The organism is Tropicimonas aquimaris, from assembly GCF_042676185.1.
GTDB lineage: Bacteria > Pseudomonadota > Alphaproteobacteria > Rhodobacterales > Rhodobacteraceae > Tropicimonas > Tropicimonas aquimaris.
In genome coordinates, this window is the sequence record NZ_JBHTJT010000008.1 from 670457 (window position 1) to 692654 (window position 22198).

22 protein-coding genes, 1 tRNA gene and 1 other RNA gene are annotated in these 22198 nt (G+C 66.2%); 16 read left to right on the forward strand and 8 right to left on the reverse strand.

The features are described 5' to 3' along the window. Positions 1–2: 2 nt before the first annotated feature. The 3 genes from ACFQ2S_RS09620 to ACFQ2S_RS09630 form a co-directional block, all read right to left on the reverse strand. A complete protein-coding gene (locus ACFQ2S_RS09620; protein ID WP_386074238.1) occupies positions 3–227 on the reverse strand; it encodes a ribbon-helix-helix domain-containing protein in 225 nt (74 codons plus the stop codon). Beyond that, positions 224–916, reverse strand: a complete 693-nt coding sequence (locus ACFQ2S_RS09625) for a Hint domain-containing protein (RefSeq protein WP_386074239.1) — start codon at positions 914–916, stop codon at positions 224–226. The genes ACFQ2S_RS09620 and ACFQ2S_RS09625 overlap by 4 nt, the downstream gene beginning before the upstream one ends. A 144-nt stretch (positions 917–1060) precedes the next feature. Beyond that, positions 1061–1264 (reverse strand): DUF4169 family protein, encoded by a 204-nt coding sequence (locus tag ACFQ2S_RS09630; RefSeq protein WP_386074240.1) that lies wholly within the window; start codon positions 1262–1264, stop codon positions 1061–1063. Positions 1265–1389: 125 nt separating this feature from the next. On the opposite strand from ACFQ2S_RS09630, the gene ACFQ2S_RS09635 reads away from it, so the two are divergent. Next, the gene (locus tag ACFQ2S_RS09635; protein ID WP_386074241.1) at positions 1390–1983 is read left to right on the forward strand and encodes a DUF4453 domain-containing protein; all 594 of its coding nucleotides are present in this window, start codon (positions 1390–1392) and stop codon (positions 1981–1983) included. Between the two features lie 169 nt (positions 1984–2152). Here ACFQ2S_RS09635 and fumC read toward each other — a convergent pair whose 3' ends face one another. From fumC to ssrA, 5 genes are all read right to left on the reverse strand, one after another. Then, complete coding sequence (gene fumC, locus ACFQ2S_RS09640) at positions 2153–3553, reverse strand: class II fumarate hydratase (protein ID WP_386074242.1); 1401 nt, start codon at positions 3551–3553, stop codon at positions 2153–2155. Between the two features lie 145 nt (positions 3554–3698). Next, positions 3699–4199: an SspB family protein gene (locus ACFQ2S_RS09645; RefSeq protein WP_386074243.1), complete on the reverse strand. Its 501-nt coding sequence runs from the start codon at positions 4197–4199 to the stop codon at positions 3699–3701. 107 nt (positions 4200–4306) lie between these two features. Next, complete coding sequence (locus ACFQ2S_RS09650; protein ID WP_386074244.1) at positions 4307–4999, reverse strand: sulfotransferase family 2 domain-containing protein; 693 nt, start codon at positions 4997–4999, stop codon at positions 4307–4309. Between the two features lie 189 nt (positions 5000–5188). Beyond that, a complete protein-coding gene (locus tag ACFQ2S_RS09655; protein WP_386074245.1) occupies positions 5189–5617 on the reverse strand; it encodes an ester cyclase in 429 nt (142 codons plus the stop codon). Between the two features lie 81 nt (positions 5618–5698). After that, positions 5699–6050: a transfer-messenger RNA gene (gene ssrA / locus ACFQ2S_RS09660) on the reverse strand. Positions 6051–6119: 69 nt separating this feature from the next. Here ssrA and mbfA point away from each other — a divergent pair. From mbfA to ACFQ2S_RS09735, 15 genes are all read left to right on the forward strand, one after another. Then, positions 6120–7097 carry an iron exporter MbfA gene (gene mbfA / locus ACFQ2S_RS09665; protein WP_386074314.1) on the forward strand — a complete coding sequence of 326 codons (978 nt, stop codon included), beginning with the start codon at positions 6120–6122 and terminating at the stop codon, positions 7095–7097. 184 nt (positions 7098–7281) lie between these two features. Next, the gene (locus tag ACFQ2S_RS09670; protein ID WP_386074246.1) at positions 7282–7788 is read left to right on the forward strand and encodes a DinB family protein; all 507 of its coding nucleotides are present in this window, start codon (positions 7282–7284) and stop codon (positions 7786–7788) included. 48 nt (positions 7789–7836) lie between these two features. Further along, positions 7837–8823: an oxidoreductase gene (locus tag ACFQ2S_RS09675; protein WP_386074247.1), complete on the forward strand. Its 987-nt coding sequence runs from the start codon at positions 7837–7839 to the stop codon at positions 8821–8823. 308 nt (positions 8824–9131) lie between these two features. After that, positions 9132–9548, forward strand: a complete 417-nt coding sequence (locus ACFQ2S_RS09680; RefSeq protein ID WP_386074248.1) for a universal stress protein — start codon at positions 9132–9134, stop codon at positions 9546–9548. Between the two features lie 49 nt (positions 9549–9597). Continuing rightward, positions 9598–11235 carry a BCCT family transporter gene (locus ACFQ2S_RS09685; protein ID WP_386074249.1) on the forward strand — a complete coding sequence of 546 codons (1638 nt, stop codon included), beginning with the start codon at positions 9598–9600 and terminating at the stop codon, positions 11233–11235. A 102-nt stretch (positions 11236–11337) separates the two neighbouring features. Continuing rightward, positions 11338–12564 carry an aminotransferase class V-fold PLP-dependent enzyme gene (locus ACFQ2S_RS09690; RefSeq protein WP_386074250.1) on the forward strand — a complete coding sequence of 409 codons (1227 nt, stop codon included), beginning with the start codon at positions 11338–11340 and terminating at the stop codon, positions 12562–12564. A gap of 90 nt (positions 12565–12654) precedes the next feature. Beyond that, the gene (locus tag ACFQ2S_RS09695) at positions 12655–12918 is read left to right on the forward strand and encodes a hypothetical protein (RefSeq protein WP_386074251.1); all 264 of its coding nucleotides are present in this window, start codon (positions 12655–12657) and stop codon (positions 12916–12918) included. An 83-nt stretch (positions 12919–13001) separates the two neighbouring features. After that, positions 13002–14423, forward strand: a complete 1422-nt coding sequence (locus ACFQ2S_RS09700) for a cryptochrome/photolyase family protein (RefSeq protein ID WP_386074252.1) — start codon at positions 13002–13004, stop codon at positions 14421–14423. A gap of 139 nt (positions 14424–14562) precedes the next feature. Next, positions 14563–15774 (forward strand): class I SAM-dependent methyltransferase, encoded by a 1212-nt coding sequence (locus tag ACFQ2S_RS09705; RefSeq protein WP_386074253.1) that lies wholly within the window; start codon positions 14563–14565, stop codon positions 15772–15774. 30 nt (positions 15775–15804) lie between these two features. Further along, complete coding sequence (locus tag ACFQ2S_RS09710) at positions 15805–16248, forward strand: TrgA family protein (protein ID WP_386074254.1); 444 nt, start codon at positions 15805–15807, stop codon at positions 16246–16248. Between the two features lie 36 nt (positions 16249–16284). Next, entirely contained in the window at positions 16285–17409 is a 1125-nt protein-coding gene (locus ACFQ2S_RS09715; protein ID WP_386074255.1) for an NUDIX domain-containing protein, read from the forward strand. Between the two features lie 55 nt (positions 17410–17464). After that, on the forward strand, positions 17465–18499 hold the full coding sequence (locus tag ACFQ2S_RS09720; RefSeq protein ID WP_386074256.1) for a cysteine synthase A: 1035 nt from the start codon (positions 17465–17467) through the stop codon (positions 18497–18499). A gap of 2 nt (positions 18500–18501) precedes the next feature. Continuing rightward, complete coding sequence (locus ACFQ2S_RS09725; protein ID WP_386074257.1) at positions 18502–21030, forward strand: mechanosensitive ion channel family protein; 2529 nt, start codon at positions 18502–18504, stop codon at positions 21028–21030. Continuing rightward, positions 21027–21746, forward strand: a complete 720-nt coding sequence (locus ACFQ2S_RS09730; RefSeq protein WP_386074258.1) for an alanyl-tRNA editing protein — start codon at positions 21027–21029, stop codon at positions 21744–21746. Before ACFQ2S_RS09725 ends, ACFQ2S_RS09730 begins: the two co-directional genes overlap by 4 nt. 72 nt (positions 21747–21818) lie before the next feature. Then, positions 21819–21908: transfer RNA gene (locus tag ACFQ2S_RS09735), tRNA-Ser, on the forward strand. Positions 21909–22198 lie beyond the last annotated feature (290 nt).

Below are 22198 nucleotides of genomic sequence, written 5' to 3' on the forward strand. Positions count from 1 at the left end.
ATCTACAGATCAAGCCGTCTGCGATATTCCGCCAGCACAAACAACCGGATCGCCGAGGCAAGGCCCATGTCCAGCCCCCTGTCGCGGTCGATCTCCGCGGCAAGCGCGTTGATCGGTTGCCCGCGTTCGGCGGCGATCTCGCGGAATGCGCGCCAGAACTCGTCCTCGAGCGAGACACTGGTGCGGTGCCCCGAGAGGGTCAGCGAACGCTTGACTGGACGGCTCATTGCCGGCGCGTCGCCCGGCCGCGGGCCTCGGGGCCGTAGAGGCCGAGGTCATGCTCCAGGTCCGGCAGCACGCTCAGAATCTCGGCGCGAAGACCGCAGTTCCAGGGGCCTTCATCGAGAGCGCCGGGATGAAAACTCTCCACCGGCAGGCCGTCTGCCACGATCACCGCGTGCCGCTCCAGCAGCAGCTGGACATAGGTGACGGTCGCGGCCGGGGCCATCGTGATGCCGGCATGGCCGCAGAGATCGCGCGCGGGGACCAGCACCCCCTCCGCCGGTCCGCCCTCGGGAAACACCAGCACCCCGGCATGAGGTGAGAGCCGCAGCGGACGCCGCGGCGCGCCGCCGCCGAATGCCCCCTCGGGCACCACGACCGCGCCGAAATTCGGGGAGTCCGCAAGCTGAGCGCCGGTCACGCAGCGCCGTCCGGTCCACAACACGCGGCATGCGCCGGCGCCAAGGGTCAGAACACATTCGCCCGGCACGAGCCGTCCCGCGGGGCACGGGCCGGTCGGCGTCATGATCCGCGCCTCGGCGGCGACTGCCGAAACCAGCCAGGCACCGGGACGCAATTCCCTCGCCGGTCCGTCCGACAGATGTTCCGGGCGCAAAACCAGTGGTTTTGGAATACGCTCCGCATGCGGCACGGGATGCGCCCGTGCAAAGGCTCTCTTGGGGGCGTTTTCCATGCCCTTGGGGTCCGATCCTGCTCGTGGCCGTCGTCGCGGCGCGGGCGCGTGGCGCGCCTCGTTCTTGTGAGATCAGGATTGCCCCTGCCGCTCCATCGCGCAAGTCCCTCGAATCAGGCGTGGAATCCTTGTGGCGGAAAAGCCCTAGTGGCCGGTCTCGTCCCGCGGGGAGCCGTCCTCGCGCCGACCGCCCTCGTGCAGGCGGGCAATCCGCTCCGCCTCGGCACGCGCGCGCGCCGTCTCTGCCTTTGGCAGGCCGTACAGAACTGCATTACGGTCCGCGTCCTCGCGCGCCTGCTTGCGGGCCTTGGTCTTGCGAAACCGGTTGAGATTGATCGGGTCTGCCATGTGCACATCCTAGCGCCGTGGCGGCGCTGGTGAAAGATATCATCGACAGGTCTCGACCGGCATTGGCTTCCCATGAATACTGGCGGCACCCCAAGGCGTTCCGCCATTTTCATGAGGTGTTTTCAATGTCCCTTCGCCGCGTATTCCTCGCCGCCTTCCTGACCCTCGCATCGCCCGCCGGCGCCGATGTCTGGCCCTACGGCCAGACTGAGTGCAACCAGCTCTGGTTCATGCGCAACCTCATCATGGACCGGGCCGGCTATTGTTTCGGCACCGCGCTCGGCCAGGCGCTCTATGACAATGGCGATTGCCTGGGCAAGGAGGTGGCGCTGGCCGCGCCGCAATCCCGGCAGGTCGCCGCGATCCAAGGGCTGGAGCGGCAGATCGGCTGCAAGGTCAACACCGGATCCACGTACCTGGAGCTTCCACTGATGGAGCACTACCGCCGTCTGTCCGACATGCCGCTGCCTGACAACGGCGCTTCGGCCTGCCTGAACTGGATCGGTCCCACCGTGCCGCTCATGTCCGGATACGCCCGCGGCGCTCGACAACTGGCGTCCATCGAGCGCGGCGACAGGATCGGGTTCGGCTATATCCCTGAAGGCTCGTGGGTGGCGGTGGTGTTGAGCAAGGGCGCAGCGGGAGGGAGCGAGGTGCTCGGCTGGTTCGACAGCGGGCCGCTCAATCTCGAAACCGCCTGCTCTGGCTGGGCCGGCTAGCGCAACTGCCTCGAAAAGGGCGAACCACTCTTCTTCTTGGCAAAAATTCCCATTCGGGAATCGGGCCTACGGCGGAGGGCTATATCAAGGGCGCCGCGTAACCACCCACACTGCAAACGAAAACCCCGCCCGCGGCGTGCGGACGGGGCAATCTTGCGCTCTTTCGGGCTCAGCCTTTCGGCTTCGGGCCAACCATGTTTTCAGGCCGCACGACGGCGTCGAAGGTGGGCTCGTCGACGAAACCGAGGTTGATCGCTTCTTCCTTCAGCGTGGTGCGGTTCTTGTGTGCGGTCTTGGCGACCTTGGTGGCGTTGTCGTAGCCGATGGTCGGGGCCAGCGCGGTGACCAGCATCAGCGACTCGTCGCGCAGCTTTTCGATCCGCTCCCGGTCGGCCTTCAGCCCCTCGACGAGATTGTCGGTGAAGGCCGAGCAGACATCGCCCAGAAGCTGCATGGATTGCAGCACGTTGTAGGCCATCATCGGCTTGTAGACGTTGAGCTCGAAATGGCCCTGGGAGCCGGCCATGCCGACCGCCATGTCGTTGCCCATGACGTGGCAGCAGACCTGGGTCATCGCCTCGCACTGGGTCGGGTTGACCTTGCCGGGCATGATCGACGAGCCGGGCTCGTTTTCGGGCAGCAGCAGCTCGCCGAGGCCGCAGCGCGGGCCGGAGCCGAGCAGGCGGATGTCCGAGGCGACCTTGAAGAGCGAGGCGGCGACGGTCTTCAGCGTGCCGGACATCTCGACCATCGCGTCATGCGCGGCCAGCGCCTCGAACTTGTTCGGCGCGGTGACGAAGGGCAGGCCGGTGATGTCGGCCATGTGGCCGGCGACTTCCACATCCCAGCCCTCGACCGTGTTGAGCCCGGTGCCGACGGCGGTGCCGCCCTGGGCCAGCTCGTAGATGTCTTTCAGCGCGATTTCAACGCGTTCGATGGACTTCTTGAGCTGATGCACATAGCCGGAGAATTCCTGGCTCAGGGTCAGCGGCGTGGCGTCCTGGGTGTGGGTGCGGCCGATCTTGATTATGCCGTCGAACTCCACGACCTTCGCCTGCAGCGCCGAGTGCAGCTTGCGCAGGCCCGGCAGCAGCACGTCGCGCGCCTGCATGGCGGTGGCGATGTGCATGGCGGTCGGGAAGGTGTCGTTGGACGACTGGCCCATGTTGCAGTGATCGTTCGGGTGCACCGGGTCCTTGGAGCCGATGACGCCGCCCAGAAGCTCGATCGCGCGGTTGGCGATGACCTCGTTGGCGTTCATGTTGGACTGGGTGCCCGAACCGGTCTGCCAGACCACGAGCGGGAAGTTGTCGTCCAGCTTGCCGTCGATCACTTCCTGCGCGGCGGTCTGGATCGCCTCGCCGAGGTCCTTCGGCAGCTTGCCCGAGGCCGTGTTGGCGATGGCACAGGCCTTCTTGATCACACCGAGCGCGCGGACGATCGGCACGGGCTGCTTTTCCCATCCGATGGGAAAGTTCATGATCGAACGCTGGGTCTGCGCGCCCCAGTACTTGTCTGCGGGAACTTCAAGCGGGCCGAAGCTGTCGGTTTCGGTGCGGGTCTGCGACATCGCGGTCATCCTCCGGTTGGCGGTCGGATGCGGTTTATCCGCAGGTTCGGGACGGGGCAACAGCAACAGAAGCCCGCCGGGCCGGGCCAATTGGCGCAGGATGCCATGGGCCCGGCGGCAGGCTGAGGATCGCAGCGAGGCGGCTCTACTTCCGGAAGGAATCTAGGCTCACGATTTCCGCGTCTTTCACCGGCGCGGGCTCGGGCTCGATGTTCTCGGCCAGCGGCGCTTCCTCGTCGGACTCGTCGTAAGGCTCGGAGCCATGCGTATCGTCCTCGTCGTCCTCGTCGGCGTGACCGGTCTCGAACCGCAGGCCGAACTCGACCGAGGGATCCACGAAGGTCGCGATCGCGTCATAGGGAATATAGAGCGGCTCCGGCGTGTCCCCGAAATTCAGGGTCACCGAGAAGCCCTCGTCGGTCACGTCCAGGTTGTCGAACCAATGCTGGAGCACCACTGTCATCTCCTCCGGGTAGCGATCGCGCAGCCAGTCGGCGATCGCAACGTCGGGGTGCGTGGTGTCGAAGGTGATGAAGAAATGGTGCTGGCCCGGAAGTCCGCGTGTGGCGACTTCGCCAAGCACCTCCTGGATCAGGCCGCGCATCGCCCGGTGCATGAGTTTTCCGTAGTCGATACTTTGCGACATGGGTGGTCAGGACTCTCTGTTAACTATCCCCGTCAGCGTCAGCATAGGGGATTTGGAATTGAATGATACCCCTCCTTGGCGGGGCGGGGCGGCATGTGGAAAAACGGTCATCCGGGGCGATGCGATGGCGCGCCCGCCATGGCCGAACCGGTGCCGGAAGGCAGCGCATCGCCCAACGCGGCCCCGGTTTCCGGATCATAGGCAAGCAGCGTGAAGTCATCGGCATAGACCTCGCGCACAATGTCCCGCATCGGATCGGTCCATTCCAGCGGTGCGCGCGTGGAGCGGTTCTTGTGTGGAAGATCCGTCGAGAGGCCGGCGCGCTGGCGAATGTCGGCCCAGTCGCGGGAGAGCGTTTCGAGCCGGTAGATCCGGCTGACGAGCACCTTGCCGTCCGGATCCGTGAGAAATGTCGATTGCGGGCGGTACATCTCGTTGGCGACGCGCCGCGGAACCATGCGGTTCACAAAGGCCGCAAAATCCGCCCGCTTGTTTGCCCGGGAGTAGAAATAGAGCGATTCGAGGCGGGCGAACGGGTTGCGCACCGTCGAGAAGGTGAAGAACGTGTCCCAGAGCCGGCCGGGCAGGTAGTCGTGGTGGACGTAGTCGCGGGCCGGGAGGTGGGCGAGGCGATTGACGGAGCCGCCCCAGCTTCCGTTCTCCGGCCGCTCGAACATCAGCAGCAGGTGACGATGCCGGTTCCAGTCCAGTCCGAGATCCTCGCAGAACGCTGCCTCGATACTCTGACCGCCGCACTTGGGAATGTGCACGAAAACGGTCCGGTGCGGCAGGCTGATCAACGACGGCTCCCTGGTTCTCCAACGGCCCTGGAGTGCCGCATGCGCCCTGTTTGTTTCACGCAGCAAAGCGAGCGTCAATCCGACCCCGGGTGGGGGGACTGGGCTGCCGGTGCGGCGCCGCGCACGGGCGATCGGAAGATTGTCGGGAGAACTTCGCCCTGGCGCGGCGGGGTCGAGATGTGCGCTGCTCTACTGGAAGCAGTGGCCGGCCATGCCGAGGGCGAGGGCGTCGGGCGGCACCAGCCCGAGCTGCTCGAAAAGGCCCAGAAAATCGATGCAGTTGAAAGCCTCGACGATCCGGTCATCGACGATCCGCGCCATCAACATCCCGCTGCCGGTGATCGTCTGGCCGTTGGCGAGGACGTTCGCCTCGAAACTGGCCATCACCGCCAGCCACTCGCCCTGTTCGACGGTCTTTTCGAAGGTGACGCGTTGAACGTCGAGGAATTCGAGCAGCGCCGCGACGAATTCGTGGAACTCCACGGCTCCGACCGCCAGATCCGGCATGAGGCCGCTGGCCTCCGCGGAGGTGTCGAAAAAACGCCCGGCTTCGTCAATCGCGCCGTCGACCCAGACCCGGTCGTAGAAGCCCTGAAGCAAGTCTGTCTTGGAACCCATGGCTCAACTCCTGATTGCATGGGCCAAGCTACGGACCATTGCTGAACAATTGCTGAACCGGTGCATAAAAGGAGGGATAGAAGTGCAGGCTTCTGTTGCCAGGTGCCTGCGAACCCCGCCAGACCGCTGCTAGGCGACTGGGCTTAGATTTCGGTTTTGGTCACTGCTTACGCAGCGACGGCCACCGGAGCACGATTGTCGTTGGCAATTATGCTTATCGGACCGGTAACGGTGGTACCTCACCGAGCGAAAGCAAACCCCTTTAGACGTCCGTCGATCCTATTTCGGCCCCATGATCCCCCAACGCGGGATTTTTGGTGGAGCCGCCGGGTACCGCCCCCGGGTCCGAGCCGCTTATTACGAGCGCGTTTATCGCCATAGTCCCCGAAGAGACATGATAGAAATAGGGCTTTGGCTGCGACGATTCAAGCGCCATTCGAGGCTTGCGGGCGCGGGGAAGGATGATATTTTGGAATCATTCTAATTCATGCCCGGTATCCCCATGCGCTCCCTCCTTTCCAGCCGCAAGCGCTTCGACGATCTGTCGGAGCAGGAAATCCTCGCCCTCGCGATCTCCTCCGAAGAGGACGACGCGCAGATCTATCGCGGTTTCGCGGCACGGTTGCGCGGCGATTATCCCTCCACCGCGGCCGTGTTCGACGGCATGGCGGAGGAGGAGGACGGGCACAGGGCGGCGCTGATCGAGCTGTTCCGGAGCCGGTTCGGCGAGGTGATTCCGCTGGTCCGGCGAGAGCATGTGGCCGGGTTCTATGCCCGCAAGCCGGTCTGGCTGATGGAATCGCTGCCGCTCGAGAAGATTCGCGAGATCGCGGGGGACATGGAATTCCAGGCGGAGCGGTTCTACCGGGCGGCCGCCGGCCGGGTGACCGATGCCGCCACCCGCAAGCTGCTGGGCGACCTCGCGGCGGCGGAGGCGCAGCACGAGCGGCGGGCGGACGACCTGGCCGAGACGCACCTGACCGAAGAGGCGGTGGATACCGAGGACCGCAACGCGCATCGCCAGTTCGTTCTGACCTGGGTGCAGCCCGGGCTCGCGGGGCTGATGGACGGGTCGGTCTCGACGCTGGCGCCGATCTTTGCAGCGGCCTTTGCGACCGGCGACACCTGGAACACCTTTCTCGTGGGGCTCGCGGCGTCGGTGGGCGCGGGGATCTCGATGGGGTTCACCGAAGCGGCATCGGACGATGGCGAATTGTCGGGGCGGGGCAGTCCGGTCAAGCGGGGCATAGCCTCGGGCGTGATGACGACCCTGGGCGGCATGGGCCATGCGCTGCCTTACCTGATCCCGCACTTCTGGACCGCGACGATCATCGCGGTGATCGTCGTCTTCGTCGAGCTCTGGACCATCGCCTGGATCCAGAAACGCTACATGGACACGCCATTCTGGCGGGCGGCGTTGCAGGTAGTGTTCGGCGGGGCGCTGGTCCTGGCGGCGGGTATCCTGATCGGCAGCAGCTAGAGACCTTTGCCGGGGCGCTCCCGCCCGCCGGGGCGGCATCGAGGATGCGCCGCCGGCGGTTGGGGGTGGCCGCGCGCGATGCGCGCGGCGGGTGGCGCTGCTGCGCCGCGGCATTCTCATTGACAAGCGGGCGCGTAGGCGTCGAGATATTGCCATCGCACGGCTGCAGACGGAGCTTCGTCCGGTGATTTCAGTGGATTACGCCCGCGAATTGGCGTGCTACAACCGTTGGCAGAACAGCGCGGTGATCGCCTGCTGCGAGGCGTTGGACGAGAGCGAGCTGACCCGCGAACGCGGCGCCTTCTTCGGATCGATCTTCGCCACTTTGAATCACCTGCTGTGGGCCGACCGGATGTGGATGTCGCGGATCGCGGACTGGGTGCGGCCGGAGGGCGGGATCGCGGAGAGCGTCATACTCTGTCCGACCCTGGCCGCGTGGAAGACGGACCGGATGCGGGCCGACGGCCGGCTCGAGCTCTGGGCGCGCGAGCTGCGACCGGCGGCGTTGCGGGGCGAGCTTCGTTGGACCTCGGGCACTACCGGGCGGCAGATGTCGCGGCCGGTTGCAACCTGCGTGGCGCATATGTTCAATCACCAGACCCATCACCGCGGCCAGGTCCATGCAATGCTGACAGCGGCCGGGGCGCAGCCGGCAGCCACGGACCTCGTGTTCATGCCGGAGGATATCTGACGCCGGCCCGCGGTCCGGCAGCAACGGAACAGCAGGGAGGGTCGGGCGATGCGCGCCGTGATCGTGGAACAGGCCGAGGACGGCAGCACCAGCGCCTCGGTGCAGGAGATCGACGAGTCGCGCCTCCCGGAGGGCGAGGTGACGGTTCGGGTAGAGTTCACGACCCTGAACTACAAGGACGGGCTCTGTATCGGCCCGGGCGGGGGCCTCGTGAAGACCTATCCGCATGTGCCGGGGATCGATCTTGCCGGCACCGTGGAGGCCAGCGAGGACGCGCGCTACAGCCCCGGCGACAAGGTAGTGCTGACCGGCTGGCGGGTGGGGGAGCTGCACTGGGGCGGCTATGCGCAGAAGGCGCGGGTCAAGGCCGATTGGCTGGTGCCGCTACCCGAAGGGCTGACCACGAAACAGGCAATGGCGGTGGGAACCGCCGGCTTTACCGCGATGCTGGCGATCATGGCGCTGGAGGATCACGGACTGACGCCAGACGCCGGCGAGGTGCTGGTGACCGGCGCCACCGGCGGCGTGGGCTCCATCGCGACGGCGATCCTCGCCAATCTCGGGTACGAGGTGGCCGGCGTCACCGGGCGGCTGGAGCAGGCGCAATACCTGGCGCTGCTCGGGGCCTCGAAGATGGTGAGTAGGGACGAGCTGGACCATACCGTCAAACGTCCGCTCGAGCGGGAGACCTGGGCGGGCTGTGTCGACGCGGTCGGAGGCGCGATGCTGGCTCGGGTGCTGGGGCAGATGAAACACGGCGCCTCGGTGGCGGCGGTCGGGCTTGCCGGCGGGGCGCAACTGCCGGCAACGGTGGTGCCGTTCCTTTTGCGGGGCGTGAATCTTCTGGGGATCGATTCCGTAATGCAGCCCCATGACGCGCGGCTGCGGGCGTGGCGGCGAATCGCCTCCGATCTGCCGATGGATCGGCTGCAGGGGATGATGGTCGAGGCGCGGTTGGAGGATCTGCCGAGGCTCGGCGCCGAGATCCTCAAGGGCCGGGTACGGGGGCGTGTCGTGGTGAACGTCAACGCCTGAAACCGACCAGCCTTGCGGGGGGCGCGGGCTGCGCGTCTCCCCCCCCCTTAGTGCGTCGTGTGTCCCTGGTGTGAACCGCGCGGCCGCATCGGAAATTCGGCTCATTCAGAGACAAGCATCGGAAGAAATTCGCTTTTTCCTTCGAAATGCCCTAGGATTGCTCCGTGCGCGGCGTCGGGGTCTGCTCCCGGCCGCAGGATCGCAAGACCGCAGCCCGGCCATTGGGCTTCGCCCGTAACGGCCTCGCGAAGAGTTTCCCGGGACGCGTTCCCGAGTTGGTACGCTGCGGAAAAATCAGGGAGTGAAAGATGTTCAGCCGCATCATGATGCCGGTCGATCTCGCCCATATCGGCACGCTGAAGAAGGCACTCAAATGCGCCGCGGACCTGTCCCGGCTCTATGGCGCGCCGGTGACCTATGCCGGCGTGACGACAGCGCTGCCAAGCAAGCTGGCCCACACGCCGGAAGAATTCGCGCGCCTGCTGGCCGGCTTCGCCGAGGAACAAGGCAAGGCCGAGGGGATCGAGACGGGCTTCCATTCGATCCTGTCCCATGACCCGACCATCGACCTCGATCCCGCGCTGATCCGCGCGGCGGGCGAGATCGAGGCGGACCTGATCGTCATGGCGAGCCACCTGCCGAACCCGATGGACTACGTCTGGCCGTCGAACGGCGGCACCATCGCGATGCATTCCAGGGCCTCGGTCTTCGTGGTGCGCACCTGACCGCGCATGACCTCGACGATTCCTGAAGACTTTCCGGAAAGGGACTGAAATGACAGATGAAACACCGCAGGGAATTCCGGAGCCGGAAGGGCCGGTAGAGTTGATCGAGACGGATTACGAGATCGGCCAGGACAATGTCGAGGGCAGCGTGGGACCGTTCGGTTTCGACGTCCACAACCCTGTATTCCTGATCTCGGGCCTGTCGATCGTCCTCTTCGTCTTTTACGCGCTGGTGTTCCGCGAGCAGGCGACCGAGGCCTTCGGCGCGCTCCGGCCCTGGCTTACCAGCACGTTCAACTGGTTCTTCCTCGGAGCGGCAAACATCTTCGTGTTGTTCTGCCTGGTGCTGATCGTCACGCCCTGGGGCAGCGTGCGCCTTGGCGGCCAGGATGCGACGCCGGATTATTCCTACGCCGGCTGGTTCGCCATGCTCTTTGCCGCGGGCATGGGGATTGGGCTGATGTTCTTCGGGGTGCTGGAACCGGTCTATCACATGGCCATTTCCGAGCCGCTCGGGGTGCCGTCGCCGATCGCCGAGGACGGCACGATCATCGAGGCCAATGTCGAGGCGGCCAAGCGGATGGGGCTTGCGGCGACGATCTATCACTGGGGCCTGCACCCCTGGGCCATCTACGCCGTCGTTGCGCTGGCGCTTGCACTGTTCAGCTTCAACAAGGGGCTGCCGCTGACGATCCGCTCGGCCTTCTACCCGATCTTCGGCGAGCGCGTCTGGGGCTGGACCGGCCACGTGATCGACACGCTGGCCGTCTTCGCCACGCTCTTCGGCCTCGCCACCTCGCTCGGCTTCGGAGCGCAGCAGGCCAATGCGGGGCTGGAGCATGTGTTCGGCGTGCCCAACAACGTCGAGGTGCAGGTGGTTCTGATCACGCTGATTACGGTGGTCGCGCTGGTTTCGGTGCTGCGCGGTCTCGATGGCGGGGTAAAGGTGCTCTCCGAGATCAACATGGTGATGGCGGCTGTGCTGCTGCTGTTCGTGTTGCTGGTCGGGCCGACGCTGGTGATCCTCTCCGATTTCGGTGCCGGGCTCGTCACCTATGTCGGCGATCTGGTGGCCTTCTCCAATCCGATCAACCGCGTGGATACGGACTACATGAACGGCTGGACGGCCTTCTACTGGGCCTGGTGGATCTCTTGGTCGCCCTTCGTCGGCATGTTCATCGCCCGGGTCAGCCGTGGTCGAACGGTGCGGGAGTTCCTGATTTGCGTGCTGATCATCCCGAGCCTCGTCTGCGTGCTCTGGATGGCCGTTTTCGGCGGCGCCGCAATCGAGCAGGTGCTGGCCGACCCGGTCAACAGCCCGGTGAAGGCGCAGGTGATCGACAGCTACAACCCGCCGCTCTCGCTCTTCGCGATGCTCGAAGGGCTGCCGCTCTCCGGCCTCACCTCGACGCTCGGGATCATCCTTGTGATCGTTTTCTTCGTCACCTCGTCGGATTCCGGCAGCCTCGTGATCGACACGATCACCGCGGGCGGCAAGGTCGACGCGCCGGTGCCGCAGCGGGTGTTCTGGTGCACCTTCGAGGGCGCCGTGGCGATCGTGCTGCTGCTTGGCGGCGGGCTGACGGCGCTGCAGGCAATGGTGATCTCCACCGGACTGCCATTCACCATCATCCTGCTGCTGATGTGCGTGGCGATCGGGAAGGGGCTGGCCAGCGAGCCGCGCTGACCTCGGGGAATGTCGGGGCGATTGACGGGCGGCGGTGCTTGCGCATCGCCGTCCTTTGTCCTTTCTATGGCGCGATCATACGCGGCGGAATGGAGAGGACCCATGGCACTCGATGTGGATTTCGTGCGGGCGCAGTTCCCGGCCTTTTCGGAACCCTCGCTGGATGGCCAGGCCTTTTTCGAGAATGCGGGCGGCTCCTATACCTGCGGCCCGGTGATCGACCGGCTGACGCGCTTCTACCACCAGCGCAAGGTACAGCCCTATGCGCCCTATGCCGCCTCCGAACTCGCAGGCGCAGAGATGGACGAGGCCCGCGCGCGGCTGGCGGCGCTGCTCGGTGTCGAGACAGATGAGCTGAGCTTCGGGCCATCGACCACCCAAAACACCTATGTGCTGGCCAATGCGGTGCGTTGCTGGCTGACGCCGGGCGAAGCGATCGTGGTGACAAACCAGGACCACGAGGCCAATTCCGGCCCCTGGCGGCGGCTCGCCGACGAGGGGATCGAGGTGCGCGAGTGGCGGATCGACCCCGAGACCGGGCATCTCGACCCCGAGGCGCTGGAGCCGCTGCTGGCCGATGGCAACGTCCGGCTGGTCGGCTTCCCGCATTGCTCCAACGTGGTGGGCGAGATCAACGACGTCGCCGCGATCACCGCGCTGGCCCATGCCGAGGGCGCCTTTGTCTGCGTCGACGGGGTGTCCTATGCGCCGCACGGCTTCCCGGACGTGGGCGCGCTTGGGGCGGATGTGTATCTGTTCTCGAGCTACAAGACCTACGGGCCGCACCAGGGGATCATGGTGATCCGCCGCCAGCTTGGTTTCGAACTGCCCAACCAGGCGCATTTCTTCAATGGCGAGACGCTCTACAAGCGCTTCACGCCGGCGGGGCCGGATCATGCCCAGGTCGCCGCCTGCGCCGGCATGGTCGATTACGTCGAGGCGCTGGCCGCCCATCACGGAATCGCCGGGAAGAGCCCGGCCGAGACCGGCGACGCGGTGCACGCGCTCATGCGCGACCACGAAAGCGCGCTGCTGCAGCCGCTGCTGGACTACCTCGCCGGGCGCAACGACCTGCGGCTGATCGGTCCGCGACAGGCGGAGGGCCGGGCGCCGACCGTAGCGGTGGCGCTCGACCGCAATGCCGAAAGCGTGGCGGCCGAACTGGCCGAGCACGGGATCATGGCGGGGGGCGGCGATTTCTATGCCGTGCGGCCGCTGGAGGCGCTCGGGGTGGACAGCAAGAAGGGCGTTCTGCGCCTGAGCTTCGTGCATTACACCAGCCCGGCGGAGATCGAGATGCTGATCGCGGCGCTCGACGCAACGCTCTAGCGGCGCTTGCGTCCCGGTGCGCGCTGCCGTTCTAATGAGCCTTGTCGTTCCTCCGGGATGGCGACAGGGAACAGCCACGGGAGAGCCACCATGTCCGACGATCAGATACGCGCCGCGCTGGATCACCTGAAGGCGGGCGGCCTCCGGACGGGTCCCCAGATGGAGGCGGCGCACGAGATCTGTCAGCAGCACGAGGGCGAGCCGGCGTTCGACTGGATCCACGCTCTGGTGCACCGGATCGAGGGCGACGAATCCAACGCCGATTACTGGTATCGCAGGTCCGGCAGGATGCGGCATCCGGGCACGGTCGAGGAGGAATGGGACGTCATCCGGATCGCGTTGCTCGGCCGCTGAGGCCAAAGCCGCCGGCAAGTGGTGGCCACGGCTTGCCCTTCTTCAGGACGGGCTAGATCAAGGTTCCCCAACGAGGCCGCATCATGACGTCTGCATCCCCGATCCTTCTCTGGCTGCGCCGCGACCTGCGGCTCCACGACGCTCCCGCACTGGCCGATGCCTGCGCCTCCGGTCGCCCGGTGATCCCCGTGTTCATTCGCGATGCGCTGACCGACGGGTTGGGCGCGGCGCCGAAGTGGCGGCTGGGGCGCGGTCTGGAAGTGTTTTCACACCTGCTGGAGGCAAAGGACTCGCGGTTGATCCTGCGCAGCGGTCCGCCGCAGGAGGCGCTGCAGGCGCTAGCCGAGGAGACCGGCGCGACGGATGTCTACTGGACGCGCGCCTACGACCCGGCATCGGTCGAGCGGGACACGGGCGTCAAGGCGAGGCTCAAGGACGCCGGGATCGGCGCGCGCAGCTTTGCGGGCGCGCTCCTCTTCGAGCCCTGGGAGGTGCAGACTAAGGATGGTGGGCCGTATCGGGTCTATTCGCCGTTCTGGAAGGCGGTAAAGGGCAGGGAGGTTGCGCCGCCCTGTGCCGCGCCCAAGCGGATTGCCGCGCCGAAGGCCTGGCCCGAGAGCGAGCGGCTCGCCGACTGGGCCATGGGGGCGGCGATGCAGCGGGGGGCGGACGTTCTGGAGCGCCATGTCGATGTGGGCGAGGTCGCCGCGCGCGGCCGCTTCGAGCGGTTCCTCGACGAGACGCTCGACAGCTACAAGGCCGACCGCGACGCGCCAGCGGCGGACGGTACCTCCGGCATGAGCGCCTTCCTCGCCACCGGCGAGATCGGCCCGCGCACGCTCTGGCATGGCGCGATGCGGGCCTGGCACGAGGGTAATGCGGGCGCGGAGACCTACCTGAAGGAGCTGGTCTGGCGCGAGTTTGCCTGGCACCTCGCCTGGCACACCCCGCATATCCTCGAACGCAACTGGCGCGAGGAATGGGATGCGTTCCCGTGGAGCGAGGACGAGGACCGTCCCGAGGTGCTGGCGTGGAAACAGGGCCGCACCGGGATCCCGCTGGTTGACGCGGGGATGCGCGAGTTGCAGGTGACAGGGACCATGCACAACCGCGTGCGGATGATCGTGGCCTCCTACCTGACCAAGCACCTGATGACCCACTGGCGGATCGGTCAGCGCTGGTTCGAGGAGCACCTGGTGGACTGGGACCCGGCCTCCAACGCCATGGGCTGGCAGTGGGTGGCGGGCTCCGGCCCCGACGCGGCGCCCTATTTCCGCATCTTCAACCCCGAGACCCAGCGGGAGAAGTTCGACCCCAAGGAGCGCTACCTCCACCGCTGGATTGGCGAGGGGCAGGGCGCGCCCTCGGAGACCGCGCTGGCCTATTACGAGGCGATCCCCAAAAGCTGGAACCTGTCTCCGGGGGATGCCTATCCGGAGCCGGTGGTCTCGCTGCCCGACGGTCGGGCGCGGGCACTTGCAGCCTACGAGGAACGCCGAGGCTGAGCCGACGGCCGGGGCTGGCCGATTTCTCAAAGGTTTGCGGCCCGAGGCTTGACGCGCGGGTCAGGCTCGGGTCCGATCGTCCCGTCGCGGCCGCAGCGGGCCGGGAACAGGGGACAGGGGCGTCATGCCGGAGGGGAACATGCAGATCAGGACCACCACCACGGGCGAAACCGGGCTGCCGCGCTATTTCTCCCACGTCTTCGACCGGGCGCGCCTCGTGCCCGGCGGGCGGCTGGACATCGCCCTGCCGGACGGCCGCGTGTTCCGTGCCGAAGGCACCGGCCCCGGTCCGGTGGCGCGGCTCGACGTGGTCAACGAGGACATCTTTGCCAGGCTGGTGCGCGAGGGCGATCTCGGTTTCTGCGAGGCCTATCTGGACGGCTGGTGGACCACGCCCGACCTGCAGGCTTTCATGGATTATGTCCATTGCGCCGAGGAAGAGATCTATGACGAGTTCCGAGGCATGGCGCTGGTGCGGCTCTACGAGCGGCTGCGCCACCGGCTGCGCGACAACAGCCGCGCCCAGGCCCGGCGCAACATTTCCTACCATTACGACCTCGGCAACGACTTCTACCAGCTCTGGCTCGACCGCACGATGACCTATTCCTCGGCCCGTTTCGACAGGGGCGACGAGACGCTGGAGGAAGCCCAGACCCGGAAATACGCAAGCCTTCTGGACGGAATGGGCGCGCGGCCCGGCGATCACCTGCTGGAGATCGGCTGCGGCTGGGGCGGTTTCGCCGAGTTCGCGGCGCGCGAGCGCGGGGTTAAGGTCACCGGGCTGACGATCAGCCGGGAGCAGCACGATTTCGCCCGCGCCCGCATCGCCCGTGCCGGTCTTGCCGATCAGGTGGAAATCCGGATGCAGGATTACCGGGACGAGCGCGGCCGCTACGACGGGATCGCCTCCATCGAGATGTTCGAGGCGGTGGGCGAGAAGTACTGGCCGACCTATTTCAGAACCCTGCGCAACTGCCTCGAGCCCGGGCGGAATGCCACGCTCCAGATCATCACCGTGCAGGACCGCCGCTTCGATATCTATCGCAAGGGTGTCGATTTCGTTCAGAAGTACATTTTCCCGGGCGGAATGCTCCCCAGCCCCTCGGTGCTGCGCGCCGAGGTCGAGAAGGCCGGACTGGCGGTGCTGGGATCGGTCGAGTTCGGCGACAGCTACAGCCAGACGCTGCGCCGCTGGCACGCCACCTTCAACGAGCGGTGGGACGAGATCTCGGCGCTCGGCTTCGACGAGCGGTTCCGCCGGATGTGGGAGTTCTATCTTTGTGCCTGTGCTGCCTCATTTTTGTCCCGAAACTGTGATGTAACGCAGATCACCGTCAATCGGACCGCGTGAAACGCGCCCCACAAAGGAGCCTCGACCCGAATGCCGACCGCCGCCAAGCTCTTTGCCGCCGTGGCCTTTGCCTTCGTGGCCTTCTTCGCTTCCGAGGTCTACAAACCTCTGCTGCCCGAGGGCACGCAGTTCGGTATGCTGACACCGCTCAACACGCTTGTCGGCATGTTGTGCGGCTGGATGACGATGGGGCGTCTTGCCGGGCGCGGCTACTACTCCGCCGCTGGTGCCGGTGTTCGCACCACCGGCGTCATGCTGTTCTACGTCCTGCTGATCTGGGCCTGTTACGAGATGCTCAAGCGTTCGACGCGGTTGTATTACGATGGGCCGACCGAAGCTCTCGCTGCCGTGATGGACCTGATTGCAAAGTATTTCTTGCTGATGCTAAGCGATCCGCAGGTGCCGATCATTCTGATCTGCGGGGGGATTCTCGCAGCCTTCCTGTCGGAATGGGCGTCCGAACGCTGGGCCTGAACCCCAGGCCCGCTCCGAGCAGCGGGGGCTGACATCATGACGCCGATCTTCCTTTATGGCAGCCTGTGTCATGCGCCTCTTCGGGAGGTGGTGACCGGAGACGCCGGTGGCGGCAAAACTCGTCCCGCGCGGCTGTTGGACCATGCGGTTGTCTGGGCCGAGGGCGAGAGTTTTCCCATGATCGTGGAACGGGTCGGAGCGGAGGCCGAGGGCCTGCTGCTGGACGCGCCAGGCGAACAGGCGCTGGCGCGGCTGGACTACTACGAAGGCGGTTTCGGCTATCGGCTGGTCCCGGTCGAGGTGCAGACCGATGACGGCACGGTGCAGGCGCGGATGTATGTGCCGCCCGAGGTCGGTCTGACACCCGGTTCGCGCTGGCTTCTCTCCGAATGGGCGGAACGCTGGGGACCGTTGAGCTGCCTGACTGCCGAGGAGGTGATGGCCGACATGGACCAGCGCCCGCCGGCGGAGGTGGCGCGGCGGTTTGGCCCGATGCGGGCGCGGGCGCAGGCGCGGCTCAATGCGCGCAAGGCCGCGCCGACGACCCTGCGCCGCCGTGCGCGCCCCGAGGACGTGCACCTTCGGCGCCGCAACCTTGCCTATTCGCAGTTCTTCTCCGTGGAGGAATACGATTTCAGCCACCGCCAGTTCTCTGGCGAGCACGGGCCGGAGCTGAACCGGACGGCCTTCATTTCGGCCGATGCGGTGACCGTGCTGCCCTACGATCCGGTCCGCGACCGTGTCCTTCTGATCGAGCAGTTCCGCGCCGGGCCCTTCGCCCGCGGAGATGCGCAGCCCTGGATGCTGGAGGCGATCGCCGGGCGCATCGACGGCGGCGAAACGCCCGAGGAGAGCGCCCGCCGCGAGGCGCTGGAGGAAGCCGGGCTGGAACTCGGCCAACTGCACCTTGTCGCGCAATATTACCCGACGCCGGGGGCCAAGAGCGAATTTCTCTATGGCTATATCGCGACGGCGGACCTTCCCGACGAGGTGGCCGGTGTTGCCGGGCTGGAGGTCGAGGGCGAGGACATTCGCAGCCACGTGATCAGCTTCGACCGCGCGATGGCGCTGCTCGACAGCGGCGAGATCAACGTCGGGCCGCTGATCCTGCTGGTTCTCTACCTCTCACGTCTGAGGGAGACGCTGCGCTCGGGCAGTTGACACGGCCCCGCCCTCGGATAGCAAGGGGGGCAGCCTAGTTGATGGAGCCCAGACGATGCAGATCAAGACAGACCTCGCCGATGCCGTCGGTAATACGCCGCTGATCCGGCTACGGGCGGCCAGCGAGGCGACGGGCTGCGAGATCCTGGGCAAGTGCGAGTTCCTCAATCCCGGCCAGTCGGTCAAGGACCGTGCGGCGCTGTTCATCATCCGCGACGCGATCGCCAAGGGCACGCTGCGCCCCGGCGGCACGATCGTCGAGGGGACCGCCGGCAACACCGGCATCGGGCTGGCGCTGGTCGGCGCGTCGATGGGGTTCCGGACGGTCATCGTGATCCCGGAGACCCAGAGCCAGGAAAAGAAGGACATGATCCGCCTCGCCGGAGCGCAGCTCGTCGAGGTGCCGGCGGTGCCTTACAAGAACCCGAACAACTATGTGAAATATTCCGGCCGGCTGGCCGAGGCGCTGAACCGGACCGATCCCAATGGCGCGATCTGGGCCAACCAGTTCGACAACGTGGCGAACCGGCAGGCGCATGTAGAGGGCACAGGACCGGAGATCTGGGAGCAGACCGGCGGCAAGGTCGACGGCTTCATCTGCGCCGTAGGGTCGGGCGGCACGCTGGCCGGCGTCGGCGCGGCACTTCAGCCGAAGGGCGTGAAGGTCGGGCTGTCCGATCCGATGGGGTCGGGTATGTACTCGCTCTTCGCTACCGGAACAGCAGCCCCCGAGGGCGGCTCGATCACCGAGGGGATCGGGCAGGGGCGGATCACCGCCAATCTCGAGGGTTTCCGCCCTGACATGGCCTACCAGATCCCCGACGCGGAGGCGCTGCCGGTCGTGTTCGACCTGCTGGAGCATGAAGGGCTCTGCCTCGGCGGCTCCTCCGGCATCAATTTGGCCGGCGCGATGCGAATGGCGCAGGAGATGGGGCCGGGCCACACCATCGTCACCGTGCTCTGCGACTATGGCACGCGCTACCAGTCCAAGCTCTTCAACCCGGCATTCCTGAAGGAAAAGGGCCTGCCGGTGCCGCACTGGCTCGAGGGAGCGCCACGTAATCTGCCGGCCGTCTTCGAGGAGACGTGATCATGCGCCGCCTGCTTGCCGCGCTGCTGGTTCTCGTTGCGACTGCGGCGCTGCTGTCCGCCCAGTTGGGCAACGGGGCAGGCGGGGCCGGTCTGTCTTCGGGAGCGGCCTGGGCGCAGGAGGCGGCACAGGACACTGCTGCGGCGGCCCAGGCTAAAGCACCGCTCAATGATGAGGAATACCGGGCCTGGGAGGAGCAGGCGACCGCGGCGGAGGAAATGCTCGACTCGGGCGATGCCTCGATCAGCGAGCTCGAGAGCCTGCGCCGCGCCCTCAACGACTGGCGGTCCCGTTTCAACGTCGAGCAGCAGCGCGACTCCGACCGGATCGGAACGCTGGAAAGCCAGATCGACGCGCTCGGCCCGCCCCCCGAGGAGGGCACGACCGAGGCCGAGGACGTCGCGGCCCGGCGAACGGCCCTGAACGAGGAATACCAGGCCCGCCTCGCGCCGGTCGTGCGGGCGGAGGAAGGCTACGCCCTTGCTCAGAGTCTGATCGGCCGTTTCGACCGACTGATCCGCGAACGCCAGACACAGCGCCTGCTGGAGCGGAACCCGGCGCCGATCATGCCGGCTAGCTTGCGTTCGGCGCTCGAGGACGCCGTGGAGATTGTCAGCACTCTGACAGGGGAGGTTCGGGAGTCGATCTCCCAGGACAGCCATCGCCAGGAATTCCGGAACAATCTGCCGTCCATCGTGTTGATGCTTGCGCTGGCCCTGCTCCTGCTGGTTTCCGGTCGCGGCTGGATAGGCCGGACGGTGCGACGCATGGTCAAGAACCGTCCGGGCGGCGACAAGCGCTTCGTCGCGGCGATGATCCTTTCCATCAACCAGTTCCTGCTGCCGCTGATCGGGCTGGCGGTTCTGGCGGCGGCGCTGAAGCTGACCGCCGCCTTCGGACCCGTGGGCGAATCCGTGATCGATTCCATGGCGGGCGGCGGTATCGCCTTCGCCTTCGCCCGCTGGCTTGGCGGACAGACCTTCCCCAAGGACGACAACTGGCCCACCAGTCTGACACTGTCGTCGCGGGAACGTGTGCGCGGTCGGTTCTACAGTTCCTCGCTTGGGGTGCTGATGGGCCTCTCTGTGGTCGTCGCCCAGCTTGTCGACCTGTTTCCGCTCGGTTCTGCCACGGTTTCGGCCTACGCGTTTCCGATCATCGTCGCGACGGCGATCTGCGTCAACGGGCTGGCGCGGCTGCTGGTGTCGAGCGGCAAGCGGGTGGACAAAGCCGACGATGCCGACCCGGAGTCGGCCGAACGGCGCTTCTTCGACAATCTCTTTGGCGCCATAGGACGCTTCGTCGCTCTGCTGGCCTTCATCGGCCCCTTGGTCGCGATGATCGGCTACACGCGGGCAGGCATCGGGCTGACCCTGTCGCCGGGGCTTACGCTGGGGCTGCTGGCATTGATCGCCTACCTCCAGCGCCTGTCCTCCGGCATCATCGGGTTGTTCTCCGAGCCGGGCCAGGCGCGCGACGGTCTACTGCCGGTGATCATCAACTTTCTTATCGTGATCGCGGCACTTCCGCTCTTCGCGCTGATCTGGGGGGCGCGCGTCGCGGACCTGTCCGAGATCTGGACCCATCTGCGGGACGGATTCACCATCGGCGGCACCCAGATATCGCCCTCGCTGCTGGTGGTGCTTGTGACGGCCTTCGGTGCGGGCTTCCTGCTAACCCGGCTGGTGCAGGGCGCTCTGTCCTCCTCCGTCCTGCCGCGCACCTCGCTCGACCCGGGCGCCCAGAAGGCCATGATCTCGGGGCTCGGCTATGTCGGTATCGCGCTCTCCGCCGTGGTCGCCGTCTCGGTCGCGGGGCTCGACCTCAGCAACCTTGCCATCGTCGCCGGTGCGCTCTCCGTGGGCGTTGGTTTCGGCCTGCAGAACATTGTGCAGAACTTCGTCTCGGGGCTGATCCTGCTGATCGAGCGCCCGGTGACCGAAGGCGACTGGGTCGAGGTCGGCGGCGTGATGGGGACGGTGCGCAAGATTTCCGTGCGCGCGACCACGATCGAAACGTTCGACCGGACGGATGTCGTGGTACCAAACTCCGACTTCGTCACCGGGCAGGTCACAAACTGGACGCGGGGCAACCTGACCGGCCGGCTGATCCTTACGGTGGGCGTGGCGTATGGCAGCGACACGCGCAAGGTGGCCGAGATCCTCCAGGAGATCGCCGAGGCGCACCCGCTGGTGATCGTCAACCCGCCGCCGATGATCGTCTTCCAGGGATTCGGCGCGGATTCGCTCGATTTCGAGATGCGGGTGATCCTGCGCGACATCAACTTCGGCCTCGGTACCCGCAGCGAGCTCAATCACCAGATCGCCGAACGTTTTGCCGCCGAGGGGATCGAGATTCCCTTCGCGCAGCGCGACATCTGGCTGCGCAACCCCGAGGCACTGCGCGGCGGGAAGCCGACGCCCGCGCCGCCGCCGCTGCCCGATACTGGCACGGACACGGGCTCGCGTTCGGCGCCCGGCCCGATCCGACCCGATTCCGACCCGGAATTTCCAAGCGAGGACGTCCGATGACCGAAATGCTGTTCCGATCCGATCCCTACGCCCGCGAAACCATCGGCACGGTGGTGGCCCATACGGCCGAGGGCGGCATCGTGCTGGATGCGACGATCTTCTATCCGCAGGGCGGCGGCCAGCCTGGCGACAGCGGCGCGCTCCATTGGCGGGACCAGATCCTGCGCATCGCGACGACTCTCAAGGGCGAGGGCGACCAGATCGTGCTGGTGCCAGCCGAACCCGCCGGCCTGCCGCCCGTCGGCACCGCGTTGCGCCAGGCGCTGGACTGGGAACGGCGGTTCCGACACATGCGCGTCCACACCGGCCTACACCTGCTGTCGGTCGCGATCCCGTTGCCGGTGTCCGGCGGTGCGATCTCCTCCGACAAGGGCCGGCTTGATTTCGACATGCCAGAGGCGCCCGAGGACAAGGAAGCGTTGGAGGCGGCGCTCCAGGCGCTGATCGATCGCGATCTTCCGGTGACGGAGGACTGGATCACCGACGCGGAACTCGAAGCGAATCCGGGCCTGGTCAAGACCATGTCCGTCGCCCCGCCCAAGGGCCAGGGCCGGGTGCGGCTGGTGCGCATCGGGCAGGGTGCCGCCCAGATCGATCTGCAGCCCTGCGGCGGCACCCACGTCGCCACGACGGTCGAGATCGGCCGCATCCGCATCGGCAAGATCGAGAAGAAGGGCGCCCGAAACCGCCGCGTGAACATGCACCTGGTCGACTAGCACCGAGCTGTCACGAAAGCGCGTTTATCCCCTTGCATGTCTCCCCGGGTTGCGGATAAACCCACGCGCATCGGAGAGGTGGCCGAGTGGTCGAAGGCGCACGCCTGGAAAGTGTGTAGGCGGGAAACCGTCTCCAGGGTTCGAATCCCTGTCTCTCCGCCACCGACAATCGTCTCTTTTTTCCATGTCCATTTTGCGCCGAATAACGGCGTTTTTCCAGTCGGTTAAGCGCTGCGCTCAAGACCTGAGACGCACCTTTCCCAGCTATTCCCGGAGCAAGACTCGAGGTGTCTCAGTTGGCCCGAACCGCCGGTCCGCTTTCGGGTGGTTTTCCCTGATCCGGCCCGAATTACAGGGAAAATTGATGATTTGCAGGGATTTCGGCTTTGAATCCAGCCGATTTTGCGAGCGATATCAGTGGCTTAAGGAGGATTTCCCTACTCCGAAGAACA

Excerpts from the sequence above, each read along its gene's own strand:
- ACFQ2S_RS09620 (WP_386074238.1), bottom strand. The coding sequence starts at position 227 with ATGAGCCGTCCAGTCAAGCGTTCGCTGACCCTCTCGGGGCACCGCACC.
- ACFQ2S_RS09625 (WP_386074239.1), bottom strand. The coding sequence starts at position 916 with ATGGAAAACGCCCCCAAGAGAGCCTTTGCACGGGCGCATCCCGTGCCG.
- ACFQ2S_RS09630 (WP_386074240.1), bottom strand. The coding sequence starts at position 1,264 with ATGGCAGACCCGATCAATCTCAACCGGTTTCGCAAGACCAAGGCCCGC.
- ACFQ2S_RS09635 (WP_386074241.1), top strand. The coding sequence starts at position 1,390 with ATGTCCCTTCGCCGCGTATTCCTCGCCGCCTTCCTGACCCTCGCATCG.
- fumC (WP_386074242.1), bottom strand. The coding sequence starts at position 3,553 with ATGTCGCAGACCCGCACCGAAACCGACAGCTTCGGCCCGCTTGAAGTT.
- ACFQ2S_RS09645 (WP_386074243.1), bottom strand. The coding sequence starts at position 4,199 with ATGTCGCAAAGTATCGACTACGGAAAACTCATGCACCGGGCGATGCGC.
- ACFQ2S_RS09655 (WP_386074245.1), bottom strand. The coding sequence starts at position 5,617 with ATGGGTTCCAAGACAGACTTGCTTCAGGGCTTCTACGACCGGGTCTGG.
- mbfA (WP_386074314.1), top strand. The coding sequence starts at position 6,120 with ATGCGCTCCCTCCTTTCCAGCCGCAAGCGCTTCGACGATCTGTCGGAG.
- ACFQ2S_RS09675 (WP_386074247.1), top strand. The coding sequence starts at position 7,837 with ATGCGCGCCGTGATCGTGGAACAGGCCGAGGACGGCAGCACCAGCGCC.
- ACFQ2S_RS09680 (WP_386074248.1), top strand. The coding sequence starts at position 9,132 with ATGTTCAGCCGCATCATGATGCCGGTCGATCTCGCCCATATCGGCACG.
- ACFQ2S_RS09685 (WP_386074249.1), top strand. The coding sequence starts at position 9,598 with ATGACAGATGAAACACCGCAGGGAATTCCGGAGCCGGAAGGGCCGGTA.
- ACFQ2S_RS09690 (WP_386074250.1), top strand. The coding sequence starts at position 11,338 with ATGGCACTCGATGTGGATTTCGTGCGGGCGCAGTTCCCGGCCTTTTCG.
- ACFQ2S_RS09695 (WP_386074251.1), top strand. The coding sequence starts at position 12,655 with ATGTCCGACGATCAGATACGCGCCGCGCTGGATCACCTGAAGGCGGGC.
- ACFQ2S_RS09700 (WP_386074252.1), top strand. The coding sequence starts at position 13,002 with ATGACGTCTGCATCCCCGATCCTTCTCTGGCTGCGCCGCGACCTGCGG.
- ACFQ2S_RS09705 (WP_386074253.1), top strand. The coding sequence starts at position 14,563 with ATGCAGATCAGGACCACCACCACGGGCGAAACCGGGCTGCCGCGCTAT.
- ACFQ2S_RS09710 (WP_386074254.1), top strand. The coding sequence starts at position 15,805 with ATGCCGACCGCCGCCAAGCTCTTTGCCGCCGTGGCCTTTGCCTTCGTG.
- ACFQ2S_RS09715 (WP_386074255.1), top strand. The coding sequence starts at position 16,285 with ATGACGCCGATCTTCCTTTATGGCAGCCTGTGTCATGCGCCTCTTCGG.
- ACFQ2S_RS09720 (WP_386074256.1), top strand. The coding sequence starts at position 17,465 with ATGCAGATCAAGACAGACCTCGCCGATGCCGTCGGTAATACGCCGCTG.
- ACFQ2S_RS09725 (WP_386074257.1), top strand. The coding sequence starts at position 18,502 with ATGCGCCGCCTGCTTGCCGCGCTGCTGGTTCTCGTTGCGACTGCGGCG.
- ACFQ2S_RS09730 (WP_386074258.1), top strand. The coding sequence starts at position 21,027 with ATGACCGAAATGCTGTTCCGATCCGATCCCTACGCCCGCGAAACCATC.